We start from the raw sequence: 17,812 nt of genomic DNA, 5'->3' as shown, positions 1-17,812 counted from the left end.
GCAACAGGACGACAGGGTGCAAGCCGGTGTCGCATCTCGGCAAGCTTCGTCTGCTTGAAATATTGAACGTCTGATGCGTATTTTGTACGAAACGCCGCCGCAGAGCGGCATCTGCCAAGGACAATCGAAGATGAGTGCTACCAGCCGCGGTGACCTGGAAACCCTGCTTTTGGGGATCGACGAGGTCGAGTGCGTCACCCCCGATCTAAATGGCGTCCCTCGCGGCAAGGTGATGACGGCAGCCGGTTTTCTCGAGGGTCGTCGTTTGCAGCTCGCTCGCGGGGTGCTGCTGCAGTGCATCATGGGGGGCTATCCGCCGGCACGTTTCTACGGCGGCGATGACGGCGACCTGGCGCTCAATGCCGAGCCGAGCCAGATTCACCGCCTGCCATGGAGCGACGCGCCGCGCGCACTGGCCATCTGCGATGCGGACGAACTGGACGGGCGCAGTTCCGGCTTGTCCACGCGTGGCTTGCTCAAGCGCGTGCTGGCGCGCTACGCCGAGCACGGTTGGCAGCCAGTCGTTGCGACCGAGCTGGAGTTCTTCGTTTTTGCCGCCAACCCCGATCCGATGCAGGCGTTCCAGCCGCCGCTGGGGTTGGATGGCCGTCGTGAGGATGGTGGTTCGGCGTTCAGCGTCAGTTCCGGCAATGGCCTGCGGCCGTTCTTTGCCGAGGTCTATCGCTGCATGGAGGCGCTGGGGCTGCCGCGCGACACCTTCATGCACGAAATGGGTGTCAGTCAGTTCGAGATCAACCTGTTGCATGGCGATGCGCTGCAGCTGGCCGATCAGACCTTCCTGTTCAAGCACCTGCTCAAGGAGGTCGGGTTCAAGCATGGCCTGTCCGTGGTCTGCATGGCCAAACCCCTGGCGCATACACCGGGCAGCTCCATGCATATTCATCAGAGCGTGGTGGAGCAGGGTAGCGGCGGCAATATCTTCAGCGCCGACGATGGTGAGGCTACGCCGGCTTTCTATCACTTCATTGGTGGCCAGCAGGCTGCAATGGCCGACTTCACTCTGCTTTTCGCGCCGCACGTGAATTCTTATCAGCGCTTGTGTCATCCCTATGCCTCGCCGAACAATGCCTGCTGGTCGGCGGACAATCGTGCTGCCGGGCTGCGCATTCCAGCCAGCGCCCCGGTAGTTCGACGAGTTGAAAATCGCCTGCCAGGCGCTGATGCCAACCCTTATCTGGCGCTGGCGGCCAGCCTGGCTGCCGGGCTGCATGGCCTGGAATGCGAGCTGCAACCAAGCGCAGCGATCCAGGGTGAATTCGAGGTGCCTGACGAATTGGCGCTACCCTGTACCATGCACGCGGCCATCGAGCGTCTGAAACGCAGTGAGCTGGCAATCGAACTGTTCGGTGCGGAATTCATCGAAGGTTACATCGCCAGCAAGACCATGGAACTGACCAGTTTCTACGATGAAATTACGCCCTGGGAGCGTCGTGTTCTCGCCGCGCAGGCTTGACGCCGACCCCGGTACCGCACAAGGAGCTTTACCCGCCAATGCGACTGATCTGGAAGTCATTCCGCTCGTTGTACTTCGCCACGTTGTTGATGTTGCTCGGCTCCGGTCTGCTCAGTACCTACCTGGCGCTGCGTCTGGCCGATACGGTCGACGGTCTGTGGGTCGGTGCGTTGATGGCGGCCAATTATTTCGGCCTGGTACTGGGTGGCAAGCTGGGGCATCGGCTGATCGGCCGGGTCGGGCATATCCGTGCTTACGTAGCTTGTGCCGGGGTGGTCACTGCAGCGGTGTTGGGGCACGGTCTGGTGGAGTGGCTGCCGTTCTGGCTGTTTCTGCGCATGCTCGTTGGCCTGGGCATGATGTGTCAGTACATGGTGATCGAGAGCTGGCTCAACGAGCAGGCCGAAGCCAAGCAGCGCGGTCTGGTGTTCAGTGGCTATATGGCCGCCTCTTATCTGGGGCTGATTCTCGGGCAGCTGACGTTGGTGGTTCACCCCACGCTGGGGTTGGAGCTGTTGATGTTGGTGGCGTTGTGTTTTGCCCTTTGTCTGGTGCCGGTTGCGCTGACCCGTCGTCTGCACCCGGCGCCCCTGCATCCAGCACCGCTGGAACTGCGTTTCTTTCTCAAGCGTGTACCGCTGTCGCTGACCACCATTTCAGTGGCCGGCCTGCTGATCGGCTCCTTCTATGGTCTGGCGCCGCTGTATGCCACGCGTATGGGCTTGTCGACCGAGCAGGTGGGTCTGTTCATGGGTAGCTGCATTCTGGCAGGCCTGCTGGTGCAATGGCCGTTGGGTTGGCTATCGGATCGTCAAGACCGCGTGCGCTTGATTCGCGGCTGCGCCGTCTTGCTGCTGTTAGCGGCACTGCCGCTGGCGGCGTTGCCGAAAGTCTTTCTCGGTCTGCTGATCTGCATTGGTTTTCTGGTCAGCCTGATGCAGTTCAGCCTCTATCCGCTGGCGGTGGCACTGGCCAACGACCACGTGGAGCCGGAGCGGCGTGTGTCGCTCACCGCCATGCTGCTGGTGACGTTCGGTGTCGGCGCCTGTATCGGCCCGTTGCTGACCGGCGTGCTGATGCGTTTCTACGGGGCCAACATGCTGTACGTGTTCGTCTGCGTCTGCGCGCTGATCCTGATCTGGCGCATTCGTCCGGAGGTGGTGACTCATCTGCATCAAGTCGATGACGCACCGCTGCAGCACATGGCCATGCCCGGTAACGTCACCAGCTCGCCATTGGTCGCTGCGCTCGATCCGCGCGTGGATGAGCAGGACGTGCAGGAGCAGATGCAGGAGCCCGCTGCTGCGGCAGCAGCGGCGGCTGAAGAAGACCAGCAGAAGGCGCAGGCAGCCCAGTAGAGGCTGCAGTGACTTAGAAGGGGCCGTCGCTCTCGGTGCGGCGCGCCTCGCGCTGCAGTTGATAGACGAAGCGCTCGACCTGGCGTTGTTCCAGACCGTTCATGCGGTGAAAGCGCGTACCGACGAAGGTCATGTCGACCTTGTCGTCGTACTGCACGTGACGCAGTTCCACGGCGCAGGTCATGTTGCCAAAGGGCAGGTAGGCGGTGAGGCGCTCGTGTACCTGGCCGTTGTTCAACTGCTGGGAGAGATTGCCGGCAAAGCGCAGCTTGCAGCCGGTAGCCGAGATATCCAGCAGGTGCCCCGGCAGCGGTTCGCGTAGCTTGTCGCCATTGAGCACAACCTTGACCAGGTCGCCCTGCTTCAACTGTGCGCGAAAGGCACTGCGGCGCTGGTGATAGATCACTTCGCTGGGGAGCGGTGTCCAGTAGCAGGGGGCGCCTTCCAGCTCACCGAGTTGTACATCGTGATCACAGGTCCAGGCGACTCGTACACCGTCGCGAAACGCTTCGACATTGAAGGTTTCACCCTGTTTGAGAAAGCGCTCGCCATCGTTGGGGATGATTTCGTCCAGCGCCACACGTGCGCGATCCTTGTCGATCTCAACGAGGTAGCTTTGGAAACGCAGGCCACGCCCCTTGAACTGAATGATCAGGGGGTCATGGTTTTGTTGCAGTTGACGCAGGGTGGCAATGATCTCTATGGATGTCTTGAGCACCTTGGGCGGTTGAGGACCGCTCTCGTCGTTGAACGCGCTGGACACAGGTCGGAACTCTCCGAATCATGGGCTACAACGGCACTAGCATACTGGCGGAGTGCCTGCATGTCCCTGTGCTTTTTGTTGGGGGGATGGCTCAGGCCTGGCTGAGCGGTCTTTGCTGCGCGATTCTAGCGGCACTGCCACGGCTGTCATAGAGGCCGGGTGTCTCTCCACCGCGCAGAATACCCAGGACGCTACCGACCGAGGCCTGACTGGCGCGGATCAGGCGACCATTGCGCAGGTTGGCTTCCTGGCAGCGTTGCAGCAAGGTGGAAAGTTCTTCGCTGCGTGCCATGAGCTGTCCGCCCACGGGGGATTGGCTCGCCAGCGCGGTCAGTCCGTCGCGGTCAGCGCTCAGGCCGGCGTTTTGCAGGAGGCGGCTACGGTCATTGCCATGTTGCTGGAGCAGGGCAAGAAGGGGTTGTTTTTCACCGAGCAGGCTATCGAGGCGTGGTAGATCACGTTCGGTGAGCGCCTGGAATTCGCTATCGATCAGCTCAAGCAATTGCTCGGCGGTGCCGATATCGGAGGAGAACAGGTCAAGCAAGGCTGTGTCGTGCATGGCGGGCTCTTGGGGGTCGGGCGTCCAACACCCCCAGCGCAGCCCTGGGACTAGCGCTGGGATTCGAAGTCGAGCAGTTTCTGGGCGACGCGTTTGCTGTCGACCTGATAGCTGCCGTCGGCGATGGCCTGCTTCAGCTCGGCCACACGCTCCTTGTTGACGATTGGCTGATCACGCAGCTTCTCGCCGATAGTTTGCAACTGCTGTGCCTCACGGCTCAGTTGCACGGATTCACCGCTCTTGGCGTTGGTTTGCTCATCGCTACCGGTGACAGGCGCCTTGCTCGGCTGCGCCGACTCGTTGCGATTGCCAGTCTGAGTCGCGCCGGTACGTCCCGTGTTAGCGGGCGTATTGGCATTGTTCAGCCGGTTGAAGTCGATGACCATGATGCAGAACCTCGGACGATATGGTGGACGCTTGCCATGCTTTTCGGCCACTGCCGGGAAAACTTTAGGACTAATTTCATTGCGTCTTGGGACAGTGTAGGGAATCGCCAGACCTTTGCGCTACAAGAAACATGCCTACATGGATACTTCCACCTGCCCTGGGCCGACCACACGGGCTCGCACCACTCGCTGCGAGCGCAGGTTGCGTACGTTGATCTGCTCGCCCGGCGCCCCGTCTGTAAGGGCTTCGCCGGGCATGCGCACGTTGACGGTGGTGCCGCGAGCGCTTATCACCACCTGATCGCCCCGACGAATGACCTCGGCCACTTGCAGATGAGTCGAGAGAAGAATCTGGTTACTGCCGAGTTGACGCGTCAATTTCTTGCCGATCGCCTGGTTCAGGTCGGTGAGGAAGTTCTGTCCCAATTGCCCGACATCGCGTTCAACCAGGTTCAGATCCGCAGCCTTGACTACGCTCATGCGCTTGAGGGGGCGCGTCAGTATGACGACGGGGCGATACAGACGGACTTCAGCAGGGACAAACACCGTCCATGGGGCGCTGCCATCGCAACGGACCCTGGTGGTGACGCGGCCCAGTGGCTGCGCCGGGCTTTCCAGCGTGGTGGTCAGGGGTTGGTCGCATAGCGGTAGGCGCAGACGCGGGTCGAGCCGATTGACACGAATCTCATGGCGGCCCTGAATTTCGCTACGCTGTAGATATTCGGTGGTCGCCTGCTCAAGAAAAGACTCGGTGACGCCGATAAGTTGTTCAGTGCTGGTGAAGCCAGCCGCCGCCGTGCCGCTGTAGCCGAGTGTCGGCAAAGCGAGTAAAACGAACAAAGATGCAAGGCACTTTGCCAGCGGCTGACGGAATGATGACGTTCTCTGTTTCATAAGCAATGCAAAGCAAGCCCCGTGCCGCCTGCTAGGCTCAACGGGGTACGCGTGACTAGACGAGAAGGAGTCCGGGCATGGCCGGGTTGATGGATTCGGTTAACCAGCGAACTCAGCTGGTGGGGCAGAACCGCTTGGAGTTGTTGCTGTTTCGCCTGGAAGGCCCACAGCTATACGGGATCAACGTGTTCAAGGTGAAAGAGGTGCTGCAGTGCCCGAACCTCACCATCATGCCCAAATCCAGCCCGGTAGTGCGGGGCGTGGCCAATATCCGTGGGGGCACCATTCCGATTCTCGATCTCTCCATTGCTACCGGCCGTGCGCCGCTGGGAGATCTGAAGACCAGTTTCGTGATCATCACCGAGTACAACACCAAGGTTCAGGGTTTTCTGGTGCGCTCGGTCGAACGGATCGTGAACATGAACTGGGAGGAGATCCATCCGCCACCCAAGGGTACCGGTCGCGATCACTACCTGACCGCAGTCACGCGGCTCGACCAACAGCTGGTCGAGATCATCGACGTCGAGAAGATCCTTGCCGAGGTCGCGCCGACCTCCGAGGTGATCTCCGCTGGCGTCATCGATGATCAGGTTCAGAGTCAGGCGGTGACCAAGCATGTGCTGATCGTCGATGACTCCTCGGTGGCGCGAAAACAGGTTTCGCGCTGCCTGCAGACTGTTGGTGTTGAAGTGACCGCGCTGAATGATGGCCGCGAGGCGCTCAATTACCTGAAGAAAATGGCGGAGGAAGGGCGGCATCCTGACAAGGAATTGCTGATGCTGATTTCCGACATCGAGATGCCGGAGATGGACGGCTATACGTTGACCACGGAGATTCGTAGCGATCCGCGCATGCAGAAGCTGCATATCCTCCTGCATACTTCGCTTTCCGGTGTGTTCAACCAGGCGATGGTGAAGAAGGTGGGGGCTGACGACTTCCTTGCCAAGTTCAAGCCAGATGATCTGGCAGCGCGTGTGGTCGATCGCATTCGTGTATCGGAAGGGGGCTGAAGGGACGACCTTTGGCGAACGTTATGGTTGGTGAGGCGGCATTAGTGTCTTCAGGTAATTTGGATTTCGAGCAGTTCCGGACTTTCCTGGAAAAGGCCTGCGGTATTTTGCTTGGTAGCAACAAGCAGTATCTGGTCTCCAGCCGTCTGAACAAGCTGATGGAACAGAACGGCATCAAGACCCTGGGCGAGCTGGTGCAGCGTATGCAAAGCCAGCCGCGCGGAGGGCTGCGCGAGCAGGTGGTCGATGCCATGACGACCAACGAGACGCTTTGGTTTCGCGACACCTATCCCTTCGAGGTGCTCAAGAGTCGCGTGCTGCCGGAGCTGATCAAGGCCTATCCGGCTCAGCGCTTGCGCATCTGGTCGGCGGCATGCTCGTCCGGTCAGGAGCCTTATTCCTTGTCGATGTCCATCGACGAGTTCGAGCGCAGCAACCTCGGCCAGCTCAAGGCCGGTGTGCAGATCGTTGCCACCGACCTTTCGCCGTCGATGCTCAGCAACTGCAAATCCGGTGAGTACGACAGCCTGGCCATGGGCCGGGGGCTTTCACAGGAGCGCCTGCAGCGTTACTTCGATCCGAAAGGGCCGGGTCGCTGGCAGGTCAAGGCGCCGATCAAGAGCCGCGTTGAGTTCCGTCCGCTCAATTTGCTCGATAGTTACGCGGCGCTGGGCAAGTTCGACATCGTGTTCTGCCGCAACGTGCTGATCTACTTCTCGGCCGAGGTGAAGAAGGACATCCTCACGCGCATTCACGCCACGTTGAAGCCGGGTGGTTATCTGTTCCTTGGTGCTTCCGAGGCGCTCAATGGCCTGCCGGAAAAGTACCAGATGGTGCAGTGCAGTCCAGGGATCATCTACAAGGCCAAATAGCCGCGCGGTGTGTTCAGTCCAGTAACGGGAGGCCAATGGCCTCCCGTTTGCGTTTCTGGGGTTGGCCATGGCGGTTCGGCTGCGTATCGCTGGATGGAGAGGGCGCACCGGCAATCTGACGCAACTTCATGGGCAGCGCGCAGGGTGCGCGCCGCATTTCCGTGGGCGGCAATCTCCGTTCTGGGTGTTGCCGCTCGCTTGCCAGTAGGCGGTAAGGCCTTGCCGCCTTGCCGCTTTTGTTAGCTGTTTATTTTTATAAGTTATTGATTTTATTGATTTATTTTAGTTGGCACAGCCTTTGCTGAGTAGCTTGCAACAGAGACCACATGGCCCAAGCGGCAAAGGTTCGGAACATGAGCATCAACTTCGGCAGAGCACTCGGCATCCACGAACAGGCACTCGGTTTCCGCGCCCAGCGCGCCGAGGTGCTGGCTAACAACATCGCCAACGCCGATACCCCGAACTACAAGGCGCGTGATCTGGACTTCGCCAGCGTCCTGGCCGAGCAAAGCAATCGCATGCAGCGCGGTGGCGTTTCCCTGAATCGCACCGACAGCCGCCACATCCCGGCCGAAGGCGTCAGCAGCGGCGAAGCTGAGCTGCCGTACCGCACGCCGTTCCAGGCCTCGCTGGACCAGAACACCGTCGACCTGCAGATCGAGCAATCGAACTACGCCGAGAACTCGGTGCAGTTCCAGGCCAGCTTCACCTTTCTCAATAGCAAATTCAAAGGGCTGACTGCAGCCCTGCGCGGCGAATAAGGAGCGCGACCATGTCCCTTGCCAGTGTCTTCAACATCGCCGGAACCGGCATGAGCGCCCAGAGCACTCGCCTGAACACCATTTCCAGCAACATCGCCAACGCCGAGACCGTGTCTTCGAGCCTGGATCAGACCTACCGTGCGCGCCATCCGGTGTTCGCCACCATGTTCCAGCAGGCGCAGAACGGCGACCGTGGTTCGCTGTTCGCCGAGCAGGATGAGGCCGGTCGTGGTGTGCAGGTGCTGGGTGTGATCGAGGATCAGAGCAGCCTGATGCCGCGTTACGAGCCTGATCACCCGATGGCCAATGCCGACGGGTATGTCTACTACCCGAACGTCAATGTGGTCGAGGAGATGGCCGACATGATCTCTGCCAGTCGTGCTTTCCAGACCAACGTTGAAATGATGAACACCGCCAAACAGATGCTGCAGCGTGTGCTGACGCTGGGTCAGTAAGCCGAGACGAGGAAATCACATGAGTACCGTAAATGGCGCTGGCTCTGTATTGGATCAATACCAGCTCAAGCCGGAAGGTCCGAAAAGCAAGGATCTTGGCAAGAACGAGTTTCTGAACCTGCTGGTGGCGCAGCTCAACAACCAGAACCCGCTGGAGCCTCAGGGGAACGGTGAGTTCATCGCCCAGCTGGCGCAGTTCAGTCAGGTGGAAGGAATCGAGAAGCTAAACACCAGCATGGGGTCGATGCTTTCCAGCTTCCAGTCCTCGCAGGCGCTGCAAGCGTCTTCTCTGGTCGGGCGCAAGGTGATCGTGCCGAGCGAGAAAGCCGTGGTCGATACCAGCGAGAGCTTCAAGGCCAGTACCGTTTTGCCGGTCAGCAGCAGCAACGTGTACGTCAATGTCTACGACAATTCCGGTTCGCTGGTGACGCGCGTCAACCTGGGCGAGCAGGCTGCCGGTAACGTCAGCTTCATCTGGGATGGCAAGGACTCCGACGGCAATGTGGTGCCGCCGGGTACCTATAAATTCGAGGCTCAGGCCACCTACGACGGCGAGACCAAGGGGCTGTACACCTTGCTGCCGGCCAACGTCGACAGCGTCACCTTGGGCGGCAGTGAGCTGATGCTCAACCTTGCTGGTCTGGGCAGCGTTCCGCTTTCTCAAGTGCAGGTCATCGGCCAATAACTATTGCCGCCGGCAGTTCCGGCAAAGGAGTTTTCCATGTCGTTCAATATTGGTCTTAGCGGTCTGCGTGCTGCGACCAGCGACCTCAACGTCACCGGTAACAACATCGCCAACGCCGGCACTGCAGGCTTCAAGCAGTCTCGTGCCGAGTTCGCCGATGTCTACGCCGCTTCCGTGCTGGGTACCGGCAAGAACGCTCAGGGCAGCGGTGTGCTGCTGGCGGACGTTTCGCAGCTGTTCAATCAGGGCAACGTCAACTACACCAACAATGCGCTGGATATGGCCATCAACGGCAATGGCTTCTTCATGACCAGCAACAACGGTGAGATGAGCTACACCCGGGCGGGTTATTTCGGCACTGATCGCGATGGTTATATCGTCAACAACTTCGGCTACCGCCTGCAGGGGTATGCGGCCGATGACAGCGGCAACGTCTTGCCGGTGCAGGCTGATCTGCGCGTCAGTGCTGGCCAGCAGGAGCCCCGGGCGACTACCACCGTCTCCCAGCGGACCAACCTGAACTCCAATGCCGTTCGTCCCGCCAATGCCGGGACCATGGCGGCGCCGACCTTCGACCCGAGTGATTCGAAATCCTTCAACTGGTCGACCTCGACCAACATCTACGATTCGCAGGGTAATGCCCACGTGATGAGCCAGTACTTCGTCAAGAACGAAGCTCCGGCTAACAATGGCTGGGTCATGCATGTGCTGATCGATGGCGTCAACCCACGTGATCCCACCAGCAACCAACCGTTCAGCTATGCAGTGAACTACGATGCCGCAGGGCAACTGGCGAATCCGGCGTTGACGCCGCTGGCCAGCACGCCGGCGAATCCGGCTCTGGATGCACCCGCCATCCCGGTCGGAACGCCCAACGGTGTCTTTGCGCTCGCCGATACCGACTGGGTGCCGGCTGAAGAGGATCCGGCCAACCCAGGCACCATGGTGGCCAATGGCGCCGATAGCGAGGCCTTCACCTTCGATATGCGCGGTTCGACCCAGTACGCCGCCTCCTTCGGGGTCAATGCCGTGAGCCAGGATGGTTACACCACCGGTCAGCTGGCTGGTATCGAGATCGACGATACGGGGGTGATCTTCGCCCGCTACACCAACGGCCAGTCCAAGGTGCAAGGGCAGGTGCTGTTGGCGAATTTTGCCAACGTTCAGGGGCTGACCCCTGTGGGCAAGACCGGCTGGGTGCAGTCGTTCGAGTCGGGTGAGCCGGTGGTCGGTACGCCACGCAGCAGCACCTTGGGCGCCTTGCAGGCAGGTGCGCTGGAGGACTCCAACGTCGAACTGTCCGACCAGTTGGTGAACCTGATCGTTGCGCAGCGTAACTACCAGGCCAACGCCAAGACCATCGAGACCGAAAGCGCCATTACCCAGACCATCATCAATCTGCGTTGATGACTGGCGGTAGAGGCAAAGCGGCAAGCCAGGCTTGCCGCTTTGCCGTTCAAGGGCCGGCAAAACCCCGCCGCCGGCTTTTCTTTGCAATCTCTCTCTTCCTATAAAATCCTTTTAAATCAGTCTCTTGTATTTGTTTTTCGTGGCTGGCACAGCGCTTGCTTTAAAGCTTGCAAAGAGCCAAGGGCGTGTCGCCCACTCGGAGAATTACCATGGACAAGATGCTGTATGTCTCCATGACTGGAGCGCAGAACAACACCCTGGGGCTGCGCGCCCACGCCAACAACCTGGCGAACGTTTCCACCACGGGTTTCCGCCGTGATTTCGAGCAGGCGCGCTCCATGCCGCTGTTCGGTGAAACCTTTCCGGCTCGGGTGTTTGCCATGAGCGAACGTCCCGCCACCGATTTTCGTCCGGGCTCGCTGCAGGAAACCGGGCGTGACATGGATGTGGCGGTGGGCGGCAAGGGCTGGATAGCCGTGCAGGCTCCTGATGGCAGCGAAGCCTATGTGCGCACTGCCAGTCTGAACATCGATGCGCTGGGGATGTTGCGCACCGGCAACGGTTTGCCGGTGATGGGCAATGCCGGGCCGATTGCCGTGCCGCCGGAGCAGAAAGTGGAAATCGGCCAGGACGGCACCATCAGTATTCGTGCGTTGGGTGAGAACCCCAATGTGTTGGCTGAAGTTGACCGCATTAAGCTGGTCAACCCGGATCCCAAGAGCCTGGAGAAGGGCACCGATGGCCTGATTCGCGTCAAGGGCCAGCCTGAAGTGCTGGCGGATGCCACCGTTGAGGTGACCTCCGGCTTTCTCGAGGCGAGCAACGTCAATGCCGTCGAGGAGATGACCGCAATCCTTTCCCTGTCCCGCCAGTTCGAGCTGTCGGTGAAGATGATGCGCACCGCCGAGGACAACTCGTCGGCCATGGCGCGGGTTTTGCAGATTAGCTAATTACCAGCACGCGGCGCCGTAAAACCGGCGCCCGAGGAGAAACGATATGCTTCCGGCACTGTGGGTCAGCAAGACCGGTTTGTCCGCCCAGGACATGAACCTGACCACCATTTCCAACAACCTGGCCAACGTTGCGACCACCGGCTTCAAGCGCGATCGCGCCGAGTTCGAGGATCTGCTCTATCAGATCCGTCGTCAGCCTGGTGGCCAGTCCAGCCAGGACAGCGAACTGCCGTCCGGTCTGCAGTTGGGTACAGGTGTGCGCGTGGTGGGAACGCAGAAGATCTTCACCGCCGGCAGCCTGCAGACCACCGAGCAGCCGCTGGATTTGGCAGTGAACGGCCGTGGCTTCTTCCAGATCCTGCAGCCCAACGGCACCGTTTCCTATACCCGTGATGGCAGCTTCCATCTGAACTCCGACGGGCAGATTGTCACTTCCCAGGGCTTTGCCCTGGAGCCGGCCATCGTCCTGCCCGCCGAAGTGCGCACTTTCACCGTCGGTGAGGACGGTACCGTTTCGGTGACCACCGCCGGCAACGCGCAGCCGCAGGTGATCGGCAACATTCAGCTGGCTGACTTCGTCAACCCGGCAGGCCTTGAAGCCATCGGCAACAACCTGTTCCTGGAGACCGGTTCCAGCGGTGCGCCACAGGTCGGCAACCCAGGGCTCAATGGTCTGGGTACCACGCTGCAGAACACCCTGGAAAACTCCAACGTCAGTGTGGTGGAGGAGCTGGTGAACATGATCACCACCCAGCGTGCCTATGAAATGAACTCCAAGGTGATTTCCACCGCTGATCAGATGCTGTCCTTCGTGACGCAGAACCTCTGATTTTTTGACTCTGTTGTGAACGCCGCGAGGTAGTGGTTATGAACCGGCAAATTTTCTGTTTCCCCCTGTTGGCTGGCTTGCTGCTTGTCAGCGGTTGCGTGGCGCCGACAGCCAAGCCGGATGATCCCTATTACGCGCCGGTGCTGCCGCGTACGCCGCTTCCGGCTGCACAGAACAATGGTTCGATCTATCAGGCGGGTTTCGAGAACGGCCTGTATGACGACCGCAAGGCATTTCGCGTGGGTGACATCATCACCATCTCGCTGAACGAACGGACCCAGGCCAGTAAGAACGCCAACAGTGCGCTGCAGAAAGACAGCAGCGGCACCCTGGGGGTGCCCAATCTGTTCGGTATGGCCGTCGCGCCAGACAACCCGCTGCGCAGCCTCAGTGCTCTGGGTATGACCAACAACAACCTGAGTCTGGATTCGAGCTGGGATTCCAAGCGCGCCAACACTGGCTCCGGTCAGGCCGGGCAGAGCAACAGCCTGTCGGGTTCGGTCACCGTGACCGTGGCTGAGGTGCTGCCCAACGGCATTCTGGCTGTGCGCGGCGAGAAGTGGATGACGCTCAATACCGGCGATGAACTGATGCGTATTTCCGGGCTGGTGCGAGCCGACGATATTTCCACCGATAACACCGTGTCTTCCACTCGTGTCGCCGATGCGCGCATCACCTATTCGGGTACTGGTGCCTTCGCCGATGCCAGCCAACCCGGCTGGATGAGTCGTTTCTTCATGAGCCCACTGTGGCCGTTCTGATCGCGGGGAGCTGTAGATGAAAACCTGGCTGACTCATTCCCCGTACGTGCTGTTCAATCGTCTGTCTCACTGGTATGCGCGAGTGACGGCTGGCGGCTCTGCGCGCAAGGCTTTTACCGTCACCTCGAGCGCCAAGCGAGGCGCGCGACTTGACCGCCTCGAGTCGGCACAGGCAGGGGCGTGCCGTCGGCAGTTCGCCGTTGCTCATCGTGGCTATCGCCATCGCGGTGCCAACGATTGGCTGCTGCTGGCGACCATGCTCGCGTGCATGCTGCTGAGCCTGCCGACCCAGGCCGAGCGCCTGAAGGATCTGGCGTCGATCCAGGGGGTGCGCAGCAACCAGTTGATCGGTTACGGCCTGGTGGTCGGTCTCAATGGCAGTGGCGACCAGACTACCCAGACGCCATTTACCGTGCAGACCTTCAACAACATGCTGGCCCAGTTCGGCATCAAGGTGCCGCCAGGCGGCAACGTGCAGTTGAAGAACGTCGCAGCGGTGTCGGTGCATGCTGACCTGCCGGCGTTCGCCAAACCAGGCCAGACCATCGACATCACCATTTCCTCCATTGGTAACGCCAAGAGCCTGCGTGGCGGCAGCCTGCTGATGACGCCGCTCAAGGGCATCGACGGCAACGTCTACGCCATCGCCCAGGGCAACCTGGTGGTCGGTGGCTTCGATGCCAGCGGCGCCGATGGCTCGCGCATCACCGTCAACGTGCCGTCCGCCGGCCGTATTCCGGGTGGTGCCACGGTGGAGCGTCCGGTACCGAGCGGCTTCGATCAGGGCAACACCCTGACCCTCAACCTCAATCGGCCCGACTTCACCACGGCGAAGAACATCGTCGATCAGATCAACGACCTGCTTGGCCCGGGCGTCGCGCAGGCCATCGATGGCGGGTCGATTCGCGTCAGTGCGCCGCTCGATCCCAATCAGCGTGTCGATTACCTGTCGATCCTCGAGAATCTTCAGGTCGAAGCCGGCAAGGCAGTGGCCAAGGTCATCATCAACTCGCGCACCGGCACGATCGTGATCGGTCAGGACGTCAAGGTGCAACCGGCCGCCGTCACCCACGGCAGCCTGACTGTGACCATCACCGAAGACCCTATCGTCAGCCAGCCCGAGGCCCTGTCCGGCGGGCAGACTGCAGTGGTACCCCGTTCGCGCGTGGGCGCCGAGCAAGAAGCCAAGCCGATGTTCAAGTTCGGCCCGGGCACCAGTCTCGACGAGATCGTCCGTGCGGTTAACCAGGTGGGCGCGGCGCCTTCCGACCTGATGGCCATCCTGGAGGCGCTCAAGCAAGCCGGCGCTCTTCAGGCTGACCTGATCGTGATCTGAGGAGGATCGCCGATATGGATTCCCGACTCTCAGCCGGCCTGCTGGCCGGTGGCAAAAGCCCGGTCGATAGCGGTGCTTTCACCGACCTGAACCGCCTCAACCAGTTCAAGGTGGGCGGTGATACCGAGCAGAACATCCGCAAGGTCGCTCAGGAGTTCGAGTCGCTGTTCATGAACGAAATGCTCAAGGCCATGCGCTCGGCCAACGCCGCGTTCGGCGAGGGCAACTTCATGAACAGCAACGAGAGCAAGACCTATCAGGACATGCACGATCAGCAACTGGCCGTAACGCTCTCCAAGGAAGGGCGCGGCATTGGTCTGGCCGACGTGCTGGTGCGGCAGATGTCGAAGATCAAGCATCCCTCCAGTCGTCCCAATCCCTTCGCGCAGATCGAACAGCCGGTTGCCGCGACAGGTGAGGCGAAAGCCGACAAGGTCGCCAACAGCGAAGGTTTCCGTGATGACGTGGCACTGCTCAATCGTCGCCGCCTGGCGGTGCCGGGCAAGCTGGCCGATCGCCTGTTGGCCGGCATCGTGCCGTCGGCAGGGGAAGGCGAGGGCAAGGCACTGGCAGGTAATGACTGGATTCCGGCTCAGGCCAGTGCTGCACCCAAGGCGCTAGCTCTGAGCTTGGCCAACAGCGATGCCTTGACCGGCCGGCGTATCGCCCAGCCGCCGCTGGCGCCGGGCAAGGCGGCGTTCAGCTCGCCGCAGGAATTCGTCGCCACCATGCTGCCAATGGCGGAGGCTGCAGCCGAGAAGATCGGCGTCGACCCGCGTTATCTGGTGGCGCAGGCCGCGCTGGAAACCGGCTGGGGCAAGTCGATCATTCGCACTGGCGATGGCCAGAGCAGCCACAACCTGTTCGGCATCAAGTCCCACAACACGTGGGATGGTGAGTCGGCTCGCGTGCTGACCACTGAATACAAGGGCGGCAAGGCGGTGAGGGAGGCGGCCAACTTCCGCGCCTACGACTCCTACGCGCAGAGCTTCGACGACTACGTCAGCTTCCTGCAGAACAACGGTCGCTATGAGAAGGCGCTGAACGTCACCGAGAACCCGGAGCGTTTCGTCAAGGAGCTGCAGCAGGCCGGTTACGCCACCGACCCGAACTATGCGCGCAAGATCTCGCAGATCGCCCGCAAGATGCAGACCTATCAGGCAATCGCCGCTGCCGATAGCGCCACCACAAGGACTTGAGGTTGAACCATGGCTGACCTACTCAATATCGGCCTCTCCGGTCTTGCCGCCAACAAGACCTCGCTGGCTGTTACCGGTCACAACATCGTCAACGTCAATACACCTGGCTTCTCCCGTCAGGATTCGGTGCAGGCCACGCGCACGCCGCAATTCAGCGGCGCCGGTTACATCGGCTCGGGCACCACGCTGGTGGACGTGCGGCGCATCTATAACGAATTCCTGACTACCCAGGTGCGTAGCAGCACGGCCCTGAACAGCGACACCAAGGCTTATCTGAGTCAGATCAATCAGCTCGATTCGTTGCTGGCGGGCAGCACCACGGGGATTACCCCGGGCTTGCAGAAGCTGTTCTCCGCGCTGCAGACCGCGGCGGAGGACCCGGCGAACGTACCGGCACGGCAGTTGGCCCTGTCTGAAGCCGAAGGTCTGGCCAAGCGCTTCAACACGGTCTACGACCGTCTGTACGAGCAGAATGCCTTCATCAACAAGCAGTTGTCGGCGGTTACCGATCAGGTCAACCAGCTGGCCACTTCGATTGCTGGTTACAACGACGCAATTGCCATCGCGGCGTCCAATGGTCAGGCACCGAATGACCTGCTCGATGCCCGTGAAGAAGCGGTGCGCAAGCTGTCCGAGTTCGTCGGCGTGACCGTCGTTCCGCAGGACGACAACAGCTACAACCTGTTCATCGGTTCCGGCCAGCCTCTGGTTGTAGGCAGTCAGGCCTCTCGAATCGAGGTGGTGCCGGGGCAGGCTGATCCGCTGCGCCACGAGATTCAGTTCGTCAGTGGCAACTCCCGACAGAACGTCACTTCGTTGATCACCGGTGGCGAGATGGGGGGGCTGCTGCGTTACCGCGAGGACGTACTGGACACTTCACTCAATTCGGTGGGGCGTCTGGCGCTGTCGATCTCTGATCAGATCAACCGACAGCTGGGGCAGGGGCTGGATCTCAATGGTCAGTTCGGCAACGAGCTGTTCCGTTCGATCAATGATCCCGCACTGCTCAGCCAGCGTAGCCTGGCACGTGTGGGCAACAGCGACCCTAACGCCAACCTCAACGTCACCATCACGGACACCACGCAGCTGACCACCAGCGACTACGAGGTGCAATTCACCAGTGCCACCGAGTACGTGGTGCGGCGCCTGTCCGATGGCACGCAGTTCCCGACCACGCCGGCAACCTTCGATATCACCACCGTGCCGGCACCTGAGATAGACGGCTTTTCCCTAGGTGTGGCCAGCGGCACCTTTGCCGCAGGCGACCGCTTTCAGGTAATGCCGACCCGCAACGCCGGTCGTGATGTCCGTGCGGACATGAAAAACGCCGAGGAGCTGGCCTTCGCTGCGCCGCTCAAGGCCGAAACCAGCCCGGCCAATATCGGTACCGGCAAGATCACTCAGCCGAAACTGCTGACCGAAATCGATATCTATGACCCGGCTGCCCAGGCAGATCTGGAAACCAGCCTGCGTAATGCGCCACCACTGCGCATCGTGATGGGGGCTGGCGGTGGAGCGACCCAGAGCTACGACGTGGTCGACATCAACGGCAACGTGATCGACACCGGCAGCATCGTCCCCGGGCAGGACAATGCGCTGACCATCAGCGTACCGGCCAACCCGCCTGGGATCCCTGCTGCGTTCGACTACCAGGTGACCATCAGCGGTCGCCCCTCGGGTGGCGACAATTTCTCTGTGTCGTTCAACACCAATGGCGTGTCGGACAACCGTAACGCGTTGAACCTGGTCAACCTGCAGAACAAGTCGGTGATCGGCATCAATCCGGCAGCGCCCACAACCACCGGTTCCAGCTTTTCCGACTCTTATGGTGACCTCGTCGAGCGAGTCGGTACGCTGACCAGTCAGGCGCGCGTGGACGGTGAAGCGACGGGCGCGATTCTCAAGCAGGCCACCGATAATCGTGACTCGGTGTCTGGGGTCAACCTCGATGAAGAAGCGGCCAAACTGATCCAGTTCGAACAGTACTACCAGGCATCCGCGCAGATTATTCAAGTTGCGCGTAACCTGTTCGATACTCTGATCAATACATTCTGATAGTCACCTTCCCGCGTTCGGGAAGGTGCGGCCTGTGCTGATGACAGGCGTT

Annotated in this window: 18 protein-coding genes; 14 read left to right on the top strand and 4 right to left on the bottom strand. The window is 60.6% G+C overall.

Translation table 11 applies throughout. The annotated features are described in order from the left end of the window. Positions 1-130 precede the first annotated feature (130 nt). On the top strand, positions 131-1,474 hold the full coding sequence (locus PCLY_RS20015) for a glutamine synthetase family protein (RefSeq protein ID WP_061241657.1): 1,344 nt from the start codon (positions 131-133) through the stop codon (positions 1,472-1,474). Between the two features lie 38 nt (positions 1,475-1,512). Beyond that, positions 1,513-2,832, top strand: a complete 1,320-nt coding sequence (locus PCLY_RS20010) for an MFS transporter (RefSeq protein ID WP_061241510.1) — start codon at positions 1,513-1,515, stop codon at positions 2,830-2,832. Positions 2,833-2,845: 13 nt separating this feature from the next. Here PCLY_RS20010 and PCLY_RS20005 read toward each other — a convergent pair whose 3' ends face one another. From PCLY_RS20005 to flgA, 4 genes are all read right to left on the bottom strand, one after another. Next, a complete protein-coding gene (locus PCLY_RS20005; RefSeq protein ID WP_061241508.1) occupies positions 2,846-3,595 on the bottom strand; it encodes a flagellar brake protein in 750 nt (249 codons plus the stop codon). A gap of 91 nt (positions 3,596-3,686) precedes the next feature. Beyond that, positions 3,687-4,154 (bottom strand): flagella synthesis protein FlgN, encoded by a 468-nt coding sequence (locus tag PCLY_RS20000; protein ID WP_061241507.1) that lies wholly within the window; start codon positions 4,152-4,154, stop codon positions 3,687-3,689. A 50-nt stretch (positions 4,155-4,204) separates the two neighbouring features. After that, on the bottom strand, positions 4,205-4,540 hold the full coding sequence (gene flgM / locus PCLY_RS19995) for a flagellar biosynthesis anti-sigma factor FlgM (protein ID WP_061241505.1): 336 nt from the start codon (positions 4,538-4,540) through the stop codon (positions 4,205-4,207). A 135-nt stretch (positions 4,541-4,675) separates the two neighbouring features. Continuing rightward, on the bottom strand, positions 4,676-5,434 hold the full coding sequence (gene flgA, locus PCLY_RS19990) for a flagellar basal body P-ring formation chaperone FlgA (RefSeq protein ID WP_061241503.1): 759 nt from the start codon (positions 5,432-5,434) through the stop codon (positions 4,676-4,678). Between the two features lie 77 nt (positions 5,435-5,511). On the opposite strand from flgA, the gene PCLY_RS19985 reads away from it, so the two are divergent. From PCLY_RS19985 to flgK, 12 genes are all read left to right on the top strand, one after another. Then, positions 5,512-6,444, top strand: a complete 933-nt coding sequence (locus tag PCLY_RS19985; protein WP_061241501.1) for a chemotaxis protein CheV — start codon at positions 5,512-5,514, stop codon at positions 6,442-6,444. Positions 6,445-6,488: 44 nt separating this feature from the next. Further along, complete coding sequence (gene cheR, locus PCLY_RS19980) at positions 6,489-7,316, top strand: protein-glutamate O-methyltransferase CheR (protein WP_061241499.1); 828 nt, start codon at positions 6,489-6,491, stop codon at positions 7,314-7,316. A 353-nt stretch (positions 7,317-7,669) separates the two neighbouring features. Beyond that, complete coding sequence (flgB, locus tag PCLY_RS19975) at positions 7,670-8,077, top strand: flagellar basal body rod protein FlgB (protein WP_061241497.1); 408 nt, start codon at positions 7,670-7,672, stop codon at positions 8,075-8,077. 11 nt (positions 8,078-8,088) lie between these two features. Then, positions 8,089-8,532 carry a flagellar basal body rod protein FlgC gene (gene flgC / locus PCLY_RS19970; protein ID WP_061241495.1) on the top strand — a complete coding sequence of 148 codons (444 nt, stop codon included), beginning with the start codon at positions 8,089-8,091 and terminating at the stop codon, positions 8,530-8,532. A 19-nt stretch (positions 8,533-8,551) separates the two neighbouring features. Then, complete coding sequence (gene flgD / locus PCLY_RS19965) at positions 8,552-9,217, top strand: flagellar hook assembly protein FlgD (RefSeq protein ID WP_061241493.1); 666 nt, start codon at positions 8,552-8,554, stop codon at positions 9,215-9,217. Positions 9,218-9,253: 36 nt separating this feature from the next. Then, on the top strand, positions 9,254-10,624 hold the full coding sequence (flgE, locus tag PCLY_RS19960; protein ID WP_061241491.1) for a flagellar hook protein FlgE: 1,371 nt from the start codon (positions 9,254-9,256) through the stop codon (positions 10,622-10,624). A gap of 212 nt (positions 10,625-10,836) precedes the next feature. Next, positions 10,837-11,577, top strand: coding sequence for a flagellar basal body rod protein FlgF (locus PCLY_RS19955; protein WP_061241489.1), 741 nt, complete (start codon positions 10,837-10,839; stop codon positions 11,575-11,577). A gap of 46 nt (positions 11,578-11,623) precedes the next feature. Beyond that, on the top strand, positions 11,624-12,409 hold the full coding sequence (gene flgG / locus PCLY_RS19950; RefSeq protein ID WP_061241487.1) for a flagellar basal-body rod protein FlgG: 786 nt from the start codon (positions 11,624-11,626) through the stop codon (positions 12,407-12,409). A gap of 38 nt (positions 12,410-12,447) precedes the next feature. After that, positions 12,448-13,170: a flagellar basal body L-ring protein FlgH gene (gene flgH / locus PCLY_RS19945; protein ID WP_061241485.1), complete on the top strand. Its 723-nt coding sequence runs from the start codon at positions 12,448-12,450 to the stop codon at positions 13,168-13,170. Between the two features lie 256 nt (positions 13,171-13,426). Continuing rightward, positions 13,427-14,506 carry a flagellar basal body P-ring protein FlgI gene (locus PCLY_RS19940; RefSeq protein WP_061241655.1) on the top strand — a complete coding sequence of 360 codons (1,080 nt, stop codon included), beginning with the start codon at positions 13,427-13,429 and terminating at the stop codon, positions 14,504-14,506. 14 nt (positions 14,507-14,520) lie between these two features. Then, positions 14,521-15,705 carry a flagellar assembly peptidoglycan hydrolase FlgJ gene (gene flgJ / locus PCLY_RS19935; RefSeq protein ID WP_061241483.1) on the top strand — a complete coding sequence of 395 codons (1,185 nt, stop codon included), beginning with the start codon at positions 14,521-14,523 and terminating at the stop codon, positions 15,703-15,705. A 9-nt stretch (positions 15,706-15,714) separates the two neighbouring features. Further along, on the top strand, positions 15,715-17,760 hold the full coding sequence (gene flgK / locus PCLY_RS19930) for a flagellar hook-associated protein FlgK (RefSeq protein WP_061241480.1): 2,046 nt from the start codon (positions 15,715-15,717) through the stop codon (positions 17,758-17,760). Positions 17,761-17,812 lie beyond the last annotated feature (52 nt).

Origin of the sequence: Ectopseudomonas composti, assembly GCF_001567565.1 — a bacterium.
GTDB lineage: Bacteria > Pseudomonadota > Gammaproteobacteria > Pseudomonadales > Pseudomonadaceae > Aquipseudomonas > Aquipseudomonas composti_A.
Note: the sequence above shows the minus strand (reverse complement) of the source record. Positions and strands in the feature narration are given on the sequence as shown.